Raw genomic sequence first — 12,400 nt, forward strand, 5'->3', positions numbered from 1 at the left:
TGCGAACAACATCGTATCTTTCGCTCGTCAGCGCACGGCTACTGCTGTTGCCTAAAAAAACCTAACTTGGTTTGAGCATCTGTAGATTGACTCCGTTAAGGTCTATGGATAAACCCCAACGGATGCACAACTAGGGTTTCTCTGTTGGCCCTTTTTGTTAAGACTTTCGATAGAGCATCCCATCGTCCGGGATAAGTGACGATTCCCGCTTTGAGGATTAGAAAAGCTAAGCCTGTGAATGAATGGGGAGCTAATAGCTAGGGCGGACACGGGTTCGACTCCCGTCAGCTCCATTAATAGACAGTTCAATATAATCCAAGGATATCCACTGAACCCTCTCTTGCAGAGGGTTTTAGCACTTTATCTCCCTAGATATAAGCTCAGCTACCGACCATCAGCGTCCACTTCAGAAGCAGAGTGTTGGGCATTCGCTGGGTGAATACGGCGTTGTATCAACCGCTTAGTGAGAAAGATGCCTAAGCCAATGGCCAGTAGATAAGGCAGAAAGACTAAAAGCCAAACGAGGATGCCCAATAGATTAAAGGTGATATTGATCACCGCATGGGTTGATTGAGACCAGGCCTCTTGTAGACGATCCCCTAAGGAGTCTTGTGGAGGCGTGGTTGCGATCGCAGCTTCTAACCTAAGATTTACTGTGGAATAGGCGACTTGATTCTGTAAGCGTTTTAATTGGGCGTCAATTTGTTCAATCTCTTGACGAATCGTTTTGAGTTCTTGGGTGACCTTGAGAACATCCGCCACAGAACCTGATCGATCCATAATTTTTAAGACGACCTCTTCCGATTTGCGCAGATTTTTTAAGCGGGCTTGAAAATCAACCAGTTGATTCGACACATCTTCCGCTTCAATGGAGCGATTCTGCACCGTTCCTAATTGAGCCAGTTGCTCCAGTGTCGGCTCCAGTTTTGCCTGCGGAATGCGTAGTTCCATTGAAGCCCGATGGCGGATCGATTCATCGGGAGGCACCTGATCCTGGAGACCCACGACATCGCCTTGCTGACTCTGAACCACTTGAGCAACTTTTTTGAGCGTCGGGGTCACTTTTTCAACCCTGAGGGTCATATTGGCCCGCTTAATCAATTGTGGTTTTGCCTGTGGCGTGGCCGCTGTCGCCGATGCTGACACAGTGTTGTCTGTGGAGCTGGCCAGCTCCGACTGAGCAGCTGGGGGTGCCGCTCCTGAGTCAGAGGCTGATTCACTCATAGGGGCTGAACAACTCACTAGCAGAACTGCCCCTACCACAGTCCCCCATAGAGAGGCTGAACGCTTGTGATCCTGTGCCATGATGCTTACGAATTCTATACGGTGGATATTACGATTATGGCCGTATCCATACGTACATCCCAGGTAGTTACCATTTACGCAACCACTTCAGATCGATAGACTGCTCAATCTTGGGATTCTAAAACGTCAACAGCATGGGCGTAATTTGCATGACAATCAAGGTGACGTCATCATTATTCCGATTCCGTTCTCCCATAAAGTCTTGCAACCGCTCAAAGAGGTGATCGAGAATTGCTTGGGGACCATGACAAGTGTGGCAGGCTTCTTGAAACGCAGCCACCAAATTTTCTTCGTCGAAGCGATCGCCATTTGGGCTGGCCGCGTCGGTAAACCCGTCTGTGTAGTAAATAATCGTATCGCCAGGGGCTAGGGTCACCTGGTCTTCCTGATAGTCCGTGTTGGCATCTAAGCCAATCAACATTCCATCCGTATCCAGTCGCTCAATCACATCCTGACGGGCTCGCCATAGTAACGGGGGATTATGGGCTGCATTACTAAAGCTGAGTTGACGGGTTTTAGGGTCATACTCTGAATAGAAGAGGGTCACAAACCGATTCGAGTTTTCTAAATCGGCATACATCACCTGATTGAGGTTTTTCAAAATCTCAGCGGGGGAATGGTGATGTAAAGCATCGGCCCGCAAGATGCCCCGCGTCATGGTCATAATCAACCCTGCTGGGACCCCTTTGCCCATCACATCGCCAATCACTAAACCCCAGCGATCGGCTTGATTGAGTCGATAGTGACGGGGCGTCGGAAGCTGTCGATAGATCGGAATAAAATCATAGTAGTCTCCACCCACCTGATTCGCCGTCTGACAGGTGGCCGCTAAAGCAACCCCCTCGATATTGGGTGAATAATTGGGCAATAACCGAGCCTGGATTTCTGCCCCAATCTCTAACTCGCGGGTAATGCGCTCTTGCTGTCGTAATTGAGCGTTCAGGGTGTCATTTTCAATGGCAACAGCTGTCTGATCCGCAACCAGTTGGGCGAGCTTCTGCCGAGTTTCGGTCCATTCATACTCTGGGTCGCTACTAAATAGGTAAAGCCGTCCCCGCTCGTGTAGCTCAAAATTACGCACCAAAATCGCGGTGCTAAACCACCGATATTCTGACGCCAGATGCTGTTCTAAATGCTGTTCTAGAATCAGGGTGGGTTTAGTGGTAGACGCTCCATTGAGAGAGAACTGGCTGGTGACCTTCTCTAGGGCAAAGCGAATATTGCGACATTGCTGTCCTTCATGGCAGTACAGCTGCTCTAGAGAAATCTGACCATTGGGACGAAACAGAATTAAAGCGGCTGCATCAGCGTCGGTGACACGGCTGACAATCAGCGGAATCAGCGCTAAAAACTGATTGAGATTATTAAAGCTCCTTAATGAAAAACTTAAAGAACTTAATAAGTCTTGAGCTTTCGCCTGCTCACGTCGCAGATGAGAAACCAGTTCCTGGAGAGCCGTGACCGTGGCCACATTAGTTGCCATCCCTGGATAGTCAAGATCCATGGACTGGGAGGGTTGGTTAGGGACCGGAACTCGGGACATACAGGCAAATATTAGCCTATGCAACAGAGGTGGAGAGCAGGTGTTGGGAGTTATGCTCAGTAAGCTTAGCACTCTTGTCAACCCTATGGTGGATTGAACTTTAACTAAAGAAAAGTAAAGAGAACTGAGAACAAGAACAGTATCTCTTGATAGATTTTTCGTTTAGGGAGAATAGTCTAGACCCATTGCTAAAACAGAGAGAAAGGGTGGCTAGCTTTAGAAAATATCAGAGATTTGCCAAGAATGACTAAGAAAACGATAAAAATACTCTCAAAGGGGAAACAAAGAGGCGCATGCCAATTGTTTCCTTCAATCTTATATAACGCAATTCTAGTCGGATTGCCACAATTGATCCTTTGATACGTATTTTTAGTCGGGAAAGGATAGGAGAATACGCCGACGCCCAGACGAAAAAAAATGGCTAGGTACTCAGCAGCGCTTCTACAAACTCATAGCTAGAGAAAGGGCGTAAATCAGAAATACCTTCCCCCGCCCCAATAAACCGAATGGGCAGTCCGAGTTCCTGAACGACTGCCAAAGCGACGCCTCCTTTTGCCGATCCATCTAATTTTGTAAGTACGACGCCGGTTAGCTCTGCCGCTTCTGAAAAGACCTGGGCTTGTCGTAGACCGTTTTGACCTAAGGTTGCATCTAGGACCAAAAGCGATTCGATATGGGCATCTGGGGCTTTTTTACTGACAATGCGACGGACTTTATTCAGTTCATCCATCAGGTTCTTCTTGTTTTGCAAGCGTCCGGCAGTATCCACCAGCAACAGGTTAATATCTCGTTTTTGGGCAGCGGTAATTGCATCAAAGACAACGGCGGCGGGGTCTGTATTTTGGCCAGGATTGGCAATCACATCAACATTACTGCGTTGGCCCCAGACTTTGACTTGCTCCACGGCGGCGGCTCGGAAGGTATCCGCGGCTGCAATCAAACAGGAATAGCCCGATTCCTTAGAGATATGGGCGAGCTTGCCGATGGTGGTGGTTTTACCGGCACCATTGACTCCGGTCATCAACCAGATATTCATCCCCTGGCGTTTGGGAGCAAAGTTGGCGCTATAGTCGCGTTGGGTGGGGGCATCGAGGATATCCTGCATAATCTGTTTCAGATATGAGATCGCAGCATCCGGGGGCAGGGTTTCTTCTCGTACTTTCTCTTGCAAGGCTTCGATCAATTTATCGGTGGCGGTAATGCCTACATCAGCCTGTAAAAGCAGCGATTCAATTTCCATCACTGCATCGGCATTTAAGGGACCTTGGCCCACCACTGATTTGAGCTGGTTGGCTAAGCCGCGCCGCGTTTTTCCTAGTCCTTGTCGCAGCTTCTGGAGCCAAGAAATTTCTTCCACCGAAACCTCTTCTGGCCGACGCCCCTGGGCGGCCAACACTTCCGCTGACCATAAAAACCCTTCATCAAAGGCTAGATCTGGTTGAGAAGACGGTTTGGAGGGCGGTGGAGTCACCGTTTTAGCAACAGGGGTTGGTGTTTCTGCTGGCTTAGGCGCTTCGGCAACATCTTCATCCGGTTCTTTTGCCTCAGCAGTGGCAGGTGCTACGTCGGGCGTAGAAGCAGAGTCTGTCTCTGGATCGTCTAGATCGGGAGCTGCTGGTGCTACATCAGTAGTAGAGGTGTTTTCTGTGTCTACATCAGTCTCCACTGCAGTGATTGCAGCTGTGTCTTCGTGTTGTCGCTCTTGGATTTTTTGGAAAGCGGCTTCGGCCCAACTGCGATAATCTTCCGCTTCACTCGTCTCCTCACCACTGGTTTCGTCGTCGCCGCTCTCTGCAGTGGAGGGATCTTGTTCTGCTTCTACCGCAGGTGCTGTCTCTTGCTCTTCGGCTTCTTCCTTATTAAATTGGCGACGAAACCAATTGAAAACCATGACCTTGTCCTAACGCATCACAACGGGGGCTGATCTGACTTTAACCTACCGCATCTTTAAGGTACCGCGATCTGGCGGGTTACCCGGCGCAAAACGCCATTAATAAAGCGATGACCCTCTTCAGCACTATATTTTTTGGCCAGCTCGACGGATTCGTTAATGGCGACTTGATTGGGAATATCCAAATACTTCATTTCGGCAACGGCCAGTCGCAGCAAGTTGGCATCGATATGAGCCAACCGATGCAGCTGCCAATCCACTAAGGAGTTTTCTAGGATTTGGTCAATGTCATCACGATAGTGGTGAACGGCGGCAATCAAATCGAGGGTATAGTCGCGGACGGACTGTTGGTTAGCGAGCTGAATAAATTCGGGAAAATCAATGGCTAACCCCAAGCGGTTGACAGCTGTTTTGGTGAGGTCAATGGCTTCGGTAACCATCGCTCGTGAACTCTGCACATCAATGGCTTTGAGTTCGCTATCGAGAATGCGATCGCTACCTCGTTTCAGTTCAGCACTCGCCGTTTCCAGCGCCTCCTGGACTTCCGCCACCAGGGTCCGTACCGCCGTAATCATCACGGCTTGCAAATCTTGGTTGGCAAGGCGATCGGAATTGCTAGGCAATTGACCAATACTTAAAAGTGCCAATTCACGGGCAATTCGGCGAGGTTGCATGGGAAGATCCGGGCTTGGTGCAGAACTCTCTAATCTTAGTATTCAACGTTCAAATTCAGCATTGGCGGCTTACACTTATCTCTAGTCGACGGGCTTGAGCGATGCGCAAGTTATATTTTCTAGTTCCGGGATTAGGGGGTAAGTATGCCTGTGGTGGCCTCTGGGCAGAGCTAAAAACCCTAAAACTGGCCCAGCAGATCTGTGCGGCAGAAGTGGTCACCTACAAGCAGCGCGAGCCCGACACTCTCTTCTTAGCTGATTTGCTTAATCAGCCCCTCGAACAAGCCATTTTGGTGATTAGTTGGGGCTTTGATGTGGGTCAGCTCGCACAGCAGTTAAGGGACTACAACGTGATTTACCATGCCCACAGCTCGGGCTATGGCTTTAACCTCCCTGCCAAGGTGCCAATTATCACCGTTAGTCGAAATACCTTGGGCTATTGGGGACAGCGATCGCCCCATTCTCTGCTGTACTACTTACCCAATCAAATTTCGGATAATTTCGAAAATTTGAATCTCGACCGGGATATTGATGTTTTAGTCCAAGCCCGGAAATCCTCAACCTACCTGTTGCAAGAGCTGATTCCAGCATTACAGCAGGTTTGCAACGTCATGGTGGTCGATAGCTATGTCGAAGATTTATCGAAACTCTTTAACCGGGCCAAAGTCTATCTCTACGATTCAGCCGAATATTGGGCGCAACAAAAAGTGAGTGAAGGCTTTGGGTTACAGCCTATGGAAGCAATGGCCTGTGGCTGCCAGGTGTTTTCGAGTATTAACGGCGGTTTGTCGGATTACTTAGATCCAGGATTCAACTGTTACAAGATTGCAGGGCACTCTCTCACATTTGATGTGCAGCGGATTCAGCAGGTGTTGCAGTCTGAGAAAACCGTCGGTCTGTCAGAAGCGGTCTTAGCTGAATATCGGACAGAAAATATTCTGCACAGACTGCAGGTAATTTTGGCTGAAATTAACGCTTTCTTTGACGCTCAACCCCATCAACAAGACGGCATTGTGCCGCTCACACCGATGCGAATCACCCAACTTCGCCTACAGACAATCTGGCGTAAGCTGCTAAAAAAGGTATCTTGATCGATCAGACACGTTTAGATTCCTCGCTGGCAGCGTGATAAGTGTCACTTTCCTTTCAGGCCCATATCACGGAACTTATCAGCAAAGTCACCGATACTATTCATATCGTTTGGTGCCCGTGACCTTCCCTCAGGAAGGGTTGCCCCCCTGAATCGCCATGAAAAAGAAGATAGCCCTATCCCTTGCTTGCTTAGGAGTATTGTCTATTGGTCTGTTATCTCGTTACCATCTGATTTCGACTCATCCATCACCAGCTCAGCCTGTTGCGGATACAGTGAAAAACTCCGATGAACAAGACAGTCCAGTGGAGCGGTTGTTAGCAAAAATCCAACAAACCCAGGTGTGGGAACAGGCCCTCAAGCTCAACCCTAAAGATGCAGAAGCTCATCATCAGTTGGGCTTGGTTCTGGTGGCTGAAAATCAGGTCGATACAGCGATTCGGCACTATCAAAGAGCCATTGCCTTAAAGCCTTCCAATATTTCGCGCATCTATCAAAGCTGGGGCAAAGCCTTAGTGAAACAGAACAAGATAGAAGATGCCATTTCAACCTTCCGCCAGGGCATCACAAAAGACTATCCTGAGGCCCCCAAAGCGATGCAGGAAGCAGAAGTTCATTTTCGGCTAGGACTCGCATTAGAGGCTGAAGGACGGTTGCCTGAAGCAATCAAAGCGTATCGCCAAGCGATCACGGCAAAACCGGATCAGTTGATGTATGAATACTTAGGTAATGTACTCGTTAAAAATAATCAAGTAGATCAGGCTCTGATAGCGTTTGGCCAGACCTTGCCCAGGGACCCCTCAGGTTATCATCACCGATTACTCGGTGACGCCTTGGTTCGCGCCAACCGCGTAGACGAAGCACGAGCGTCCTACCTGAAATGGCTTGAAATCGATAGTCAACATCTCAGCCAACCGATGCAAGAGGCTTACGCGGATCAAGCATTAGCCGTCAGTCTCAGCTCACTGAATCGGATCGAGCCCGCAAAATCAGGATTTCGCAAGGCGCTCGAACGGATAGACCCCATCAGCCAAAAACCGATGGCCCAGGACTTTATCCAATTTTTAGTGGATCACAACCAAGTGGATGAAGCCAAGGAGGTATCGCAGCAGTACTTTCAATCCGATCACCCCTTCCAACAGATTTATGTCCAGCATTTGCTGAAACAATCAAAGCAGCTGATCCAGTCCAACCGCCTAGCTCAGGCTGAAAGCCAGTGCCAGCAAGCCCAACAGATTCTCAACAATCCTCAATTTCTGGCAGTCTATCGAGATACAGCTGCCAAAAATCGAACGCTGGCAGACCTATGGTCTTGCCTAGGTCAGGTTCAATTCCAACAAGGTCAGTTTGAAACCGCTTTAACCTATTTTCAGCAGGAATATCAGCTCAATCCGTATGCCAACAGGGACGTTGCCAAGACCCTAGTCCAGCTACAGCGCCCCGAAGCAGCCTTGGATATATTGCTAAAAGCATCCAGCAAAAAAGTATATGCCTACACCCAGTTGGGACGGTTGCTACTGACCCACCAACAACCTAAAATGGCAGCGCGATATTGCCGCCAAGCGTTGGACATTGATACCCAAAATTCTGCTGCCCATCATTGTTTAGCCACCGCTACGGGCACTCCTGCTGACATCACGGCAGCGTCTCAATTCTTTCAACAGCGAAGCAAGGCTATCTCTCCCCAAGTTATCCAATCGGCCTATCGGGCTAATCGGATGGGGAATGATGCAATAATCTACACCGTTCATAAAGATGCGATGGGGGCCAACCCTATTGATGTAAAACGAGCACAGGAAATTAGCCCCACTTTAGCCGACTTACATCTTTATCAATCTTGGGGAGATGTGCTGGTTCTCCAGGAGAAACCGCAGGAGGCAATCGCAGCGTATCATCAAACGCTACGGCTCCTACCAGAAACAGCGCCAACCCATACCAGCCTGGGGAAAGTGCTAATGCAACAGCAGCAATACGGGGGTGCGATCGCAGCCTATCGTCGAGCCATCCAGCTCTCTCCCTACGAAGCTCAGTCTTATGTGAACCTCAGCCAAGCCTTGCAAAAAGTGGGCCAAACAGAAGCGGCAGATCTATCGTTACAGCAAGCCGTACAGCTCGGTTGGCAAGACACGACTGCAGACAAGAGTCAATAATCACCCAGGCCCATCAAGGCATTTGTAAGCCTTTCAAAACCTGACTTTGTTCCTGCTCATTTAACCCTTTACTTTGAATCAGGACTTGAAAGCCACCCAGTCCCAGCGGGTTGATTAAAGACTGCAAGGTTTCTCGCCGCCGAATCACCTCATTCAGCTGAGCGATATCACTCGTGTTGTTATTGGCAACTAAGCGATCGCCCAGGCCCAACGCCATTAAAAACAACCCTTGTTGGGTATAGCCCACTGGCGTTAACCCGTAAGCCAACCCCTGTTTCTCTAAGGCCGAAAAGTTAACGTGAGCCGTAATATCTTGGGCACCAAGATAGGCATAGGGATCTTGATGAGCACCATGCTGTCGAAAGCATTGCAATGTGCCCTGTTGCCGCTGTGGGCTGTAATATTGCGGGGCTAAGTAGCCATAATCAATCGTGAGTACATATCCCCGTTTTAGCTTTTGAGAAACCGTCTCTAACCAATCCAGTGCCGCTAAATTAATCTCACTTCGATACCCATCTCCATACCCTGTCCCAATATCGATGTCTTGCCAAGCTAAATACTCAGCTAAGCGGTCAGTCGATGGGGTTGAAATCACCTCGGTAAAAGATCTGGACGCTGCATCAACTGTCACAAACACTTCTTGCAAGGCGCCATCCTGGACAACAAATGCATGAACGGGCAGCGCATCAACCAGTTCATTAGAAAAGAAACAGCCCACTATCCCAGTCTCAGGAAGCTGCTCAAACCCCATCCATTGCACTTTATGAGGCGCAAACTGAAAAGGCTTTAGCAATTGCTGTTGTGCCGCGATTAAGCCTTCTGCTTTTTCCACAATGATGTATTGTAAAGCAGCCCAAAAGTCTGTATAGCGATCCGATAAATCGGCAGGCTGTTTGCGGGTCGCTAGGTACTTCAGCACATCGGCAGCCACTAATCCTTGACCTGCACCCATCTCAACCAACGTAAAGGGTGTGGGTTGTCCCATCGTCACCCACATATCCAAAAATTGTTCAGCTAGTAATTCACCAAAGTCAGGACATAAATGGGGAGAGGTAAAGAAATCACCCGCCACCCCAATTTGCACTTGGTTGGTCGCGTAGTAGCCCTGGTCGGGGTCATACAGAACCCACTCCATAAACTCAGCAAAGGTCATCTGCTGTTGAGGTGCAGCCTGGATATGGTCTGCCATTCGTTGAAAAAGAACTGAGTTAGAGGAAACTGGAGTTTGGCGGGTCAAAATAGGGGTCCTTGGTGATTTTAGAGATCGCTGGTTCAGGAAATGCGTGACCATGCTAAAAAGAGTCCTGAAATTCCTGGTCGTGAAGTGAGTGTAGCCACTCTGTTGATCGCCTTATGCTTTTTGCGATGCACCAGTCTCCTCTGTCAAAAAACAGAGATTTTTGAAAGCAGTTAGATTAGAGATAAGACAAAATTCTACAATCTGACGACCTGTTGCCATGCACAACGGTATGACGCAATGTTGATCCACAAGACTCAAATCGGTCAATTATCAGCAAGTGTAGGGTGTTTGCTCTGGCTGCTGGCAGCACCTGCAACGGCAATGCCCACGATTCCGTCAGACTTCTTTGCGATTAACAATGCGGCAGAAGAATTTTTCCAAGCTGGTCATCGGCAATTAGAGCGAGAAATTAAACTGCTCAACCGCAGACCCTTGCAGGATGCGGAAGAAATTCTCCAAATTGATGAGCAGACCAAACTCAATGAAAAAGAGCTGGAGAATTGGGATAGATTCCCTCCACAACACCAGCTCCAAAAACGCAAGAATTGAGATTAGCTGAGACGGCGATAGAGAAGTTTTTGAATACTCAGAAGTGCGATCGCATCAAACCCAAACAGCAGTAACAAAGACCCTCCCAAGCTGACAGAGCCCCAAGGGGCCTCCATCACAACGCTCGTAAAACTCCAGTCATTGTGTAGGTAGAGGTAACGAATAGGCTCAATGGCAAAGCTCAGCGGATTCAAGCTGGCCACAACCTGTAGCCAAGTGGGCATAAAGGCCAAGGGCACTAAAGCCGTGCTCGCAAACAAAAGCGGTAAGTTCGTGACAAAAATAACGGCAATCAGCTCGATATGACCGGGTAAGGCAAAGGACAGACCCAAACTTAGAGCCGTCACCCCTAACACCAACAGCAACACGATCAGGGCCACGATGGCTAAGCCTAATGCATTGGGTAAGCCCGCTCCCATCAAGAAGCTCAAGGCCATAATCGCCAGCGTTTGGATCAGGCTGAGGGTGGTGATAAAGATCGCCGATGCCATCACAATTGAAAATCGGGACGCCAATGGCGCCACCAATAGCCGATTCAAAAATCCAAATTCCCGGTCGAACATCACGGGAAGCCCTGCATTTAAGGCACCGCTAAAGGCCGTAAACACAATGACGCCTGCACTTAGAAACTGGCCATAGCTTTGACTCGTGCCAAATAAGCCTTCCGGGACATTTTTGAAGAGAGCGCCAAAGAGGACCAACCACATCAAGGGCTGAATAATGCCTGCAATTAACGTGGTGGGCCGTCGCTTGAGCTGAATAAAAAGGCGACGGGTTAAGGCCACGGTTTCTTGTAAAAACTCGCCAGAGATAATCCCCGGTGTGGTTAATAAATCAGTTTGCACGCCTGAGTCAGCGATTGAATTGGCATTAGCAGAGGTGATGGTCATAACAAAATTTTAAAAGTTGGGTATCTAGATTCAGGTGAAATGTAGGATCCACAGGCAGCCCTTTGATCCTAATCGATCGTGGACTACCGCATATTTTCTTTGCGTTCTTTTTTGCGATCGCGCGTGCCCGCAGCCGCCATCTCCGCATCCAACAAGGTTCGCCCCGTGGCAGCCAGATACACATCATCCAAACTTGGACGGGCTTGGGCAATACTAAAAATCGGCAACCCAGCCTCTTTCAGGGCCGATTGAATACTCAACAGGGCATCTCCTTGGGAAGACACCACCATATTCAAGGAGTTGCCTTGGGCCGGGTTAATAATCACATCTTGGACAAAGGGCAAGGCAGTGGTCATAGCTTGGGCCTGTTGGGCCTCTTGTTCAGAAGTGAATTCTCGAATCTTCAGAGTGACTCGATCGCCGCCGACCTGGTCTTTAAGTTCCGTGGGAGCCCCTTCAGCAATCACCGTGCCCTGATCAATAATGGCGACGCGATCGGCCAAGGCATCGATTTCTTCCAAATAATGACTGGTGATCAGAATCGTCGTGCCCCGTTCTCGTAGCTCTTGGAGAAAGTCCCAGATGACGACTCGACTCTCAATATCTAACCCTACGGTAGGTTCATCTAATACCAAAACAGCGGGTTCATGTAGCAACCCAGCTGCCAGATCAAGCCGTTTACGGATACCGCCAGAATAGGTTCCCGTTTTAGTATCGGCCCAATTTTGTAAATCCAGGAGGGTCAACACTTTTTCCACCTGGTTGGCAATCGTTTTGGCAGGCAGGTGATAGAGGGCCGCTTGCAGCTGTAGCAACTCACGGCCAGTTAGGACTTTATCCAACGCGACTTCTTGGGCAATATATCCCAATAATTGGCGGGCCGCTCTGGGATAGGTTTGTACCGAGACCCCATTCACTTCAATCATGCCACTGTCAGGTGTGGCCAAGCTGCATAGACAACGCAAAGTTGTGGTTTTACCGGCACCATTCGGTCCTAGCAAGCCAAAAATCTCTCCCGGTTGAATTTGAAAGGAGACATCTTTAACTGCTTCAACCTTGCCGTAGGAT

At 49.0% G+C, this 12,400-nt stretch carries 10 protein-coding genes and 1 other RNA gene; 4 read left to right on the plus strand and 7 right to left on the minus strand.

Translation table 11 applies throughout. The features are described from left to right. Positions 1 to 296, plus strand: a transfer-messenger RNA (tmRNA) gene (ssrA, locus tag Q0986_RS14635); the annotation flags it as partial. 88 nt (positions 297 to 384) lie between these two features. On the opposite strand, the gene Q0986_RS14640 is transcribed toward ssrA, so the two are convergent. From Q0986_RS14640 to nusB, 4 genes are all read right to left on the minus strand, one after another. Next, entirely contained in the window at positions 385 to 1,305 is a 921-nt protein-coding gene (locus Q0986_RS14640; protein ID WP_299411580.1) for a DUF4349 domain-containing protein, read from the minus strand. Positions 1,306 to 1,423: 118 nt separating this feature from the next. Then, the gene (locus tag Q0986_RS14645) at positions 1,424 to 2,848 is read right to left on the minus strand and encodes a PP2C family protein-serine/threonine phosphatase (RefSeq protein WP_299411582.1); all 1,425 of its coding nucleotides are present in this window, start codon (positions 2,846 to 2,848) and stop codon (positions 1,424 to 1,426) included. Between the two features lie 421 nt (positions 2,849 to 3,269). Then, complete coding sequence (gene ftsY / locus Q0986_RS14650; protein WP_299411584.1) at positions 3,270 to 4,739, minus strand: signal recognition particle-docking protein FtsY; 1,470 nt, start codon at positions 4,737 to 4,739, stop codon at positions 3,270 to 3,272. Positions 4,740 to 4,795: 56 nt separating this feature from the next. Continuing rightward, positions 4,796 to 5,413 carry a transcription antitermination factor NusB gene (nusB, locus tag Q0986_RS14655; RefSeq protein ID WP_299411586.1) on the minus strand — a complete coding sequence of 206 codons (618 nt, stop codon included), beginning with the start codon at positions 5,411 to 5,413 and terminating at the stop codon, positions 4,796 to 4,798. A 101-nt stretch (positions 5,414 to 5,514) separates the two neighbouring features. Here nusB and Q0986_RS14660 point away from each other — a divergent pair, with 101 nt between their 5' ends. Together Q0986_RS14660 and Q0986_RS14665 are read left to right on the plus strand one after the other, a co-directional pair. Beyond that, a complete protein-coding gene (locus Q0986_RS14660; RefSeq protein ID WP_299411588.1) occupies positions 5,515 to 6,504 on the plus strand; it encodes a glycosyltransferase in 990 nt (329 codons plus the stop codon). 199 nt (positions 6,505 to 6,703) lie between these two features. Beyond that, complete coding sequence (locus Q0986_RS14665; RefSeq protein ID WP_299411590.1) at positions 6,704 to 8,653, plus strand: tetratricopeptide repeat protein; 1,950 nt, start codon at positions 6,704 to 6,706, stop codon at positions 8,651 to 8,653. 13 nt (positions 8,654 to 8,666) lie between these two features. Here the strand turns inward: Q0986_RS14665 and Q0986_RS14670 are convergent, their stop codons facing one another. Beyond that, on the minus strand, positions 8,667 to 9,842 hold the full coding sequence (locus Q0986_RS14670) for an SAM-dependent methyltransferase (protein ID WP_299411592.1): 1,176 nt from the start codon (positions 9,840 to 9,842) through the stop codon (positions 8,667 to 8,669). Between the two features lie 288 nt (positions 9,843 to 10,130). On the opposite strand from Q0986_RS14670, the gene Q0986_RS14675 reads away from it, so the two are divergent. Beyond that, positions 10,131 to 10,442 carry a hypothetical protein gene (locus tag Q0986_RS14675; protein WP_299411594.1) on the plus strand — a complete coding sequence of 104 codons (312 nt, stop codon included), beginning with the start codon at positions 10,131 to 10,133 and terminating at the stop codon, positions 10,440 to 10,442. A gap of 2 nt (positions 10,443 to 10,444) precedes the next feature. Here Q0986_RS14675 and Q0986_RS14680 read toward each other — a convergent pair whose 3' ends face one another. Both Q0986_RS14680 and Q0986_RS14685 read right to left on the minus strand, forming a co-directional pair. Further along, the gene (locus tag Q0986_RS14680; RefSeq protein ID WP_299411596.1) at positions 10,445 to 11,332 is read right to left on the minus strand and encodes an ABC transporter permease; all 888 of its coding nucleotides are present in this window, start codon (positions 11,330 to 11,332) and stop codon (positions 10,445 to 10,447) included. An 83-nt stretch (positions 11,333 to 11,415) separates the two neighbouring features. Then, positions 11,416 to 12,400, minus strand: a 985-nt coding sequence (locus Q0986_RS14685) for an ABC transporter ATP-binding protein (RefSeq protein ID WP_299411597.1), incomplete at its 5' end; no start/stop codon positions are given.

The organism is Acaryochloris sp. IP29b_bin.148, assembly GCF_028285565.1.
Taxonomy (GTDB): Bacteria; Cyanobacteriota; Cyanobacteriia; order Thermosynechococcales; family Thermosynechococcaceae; genus Acaryochloris.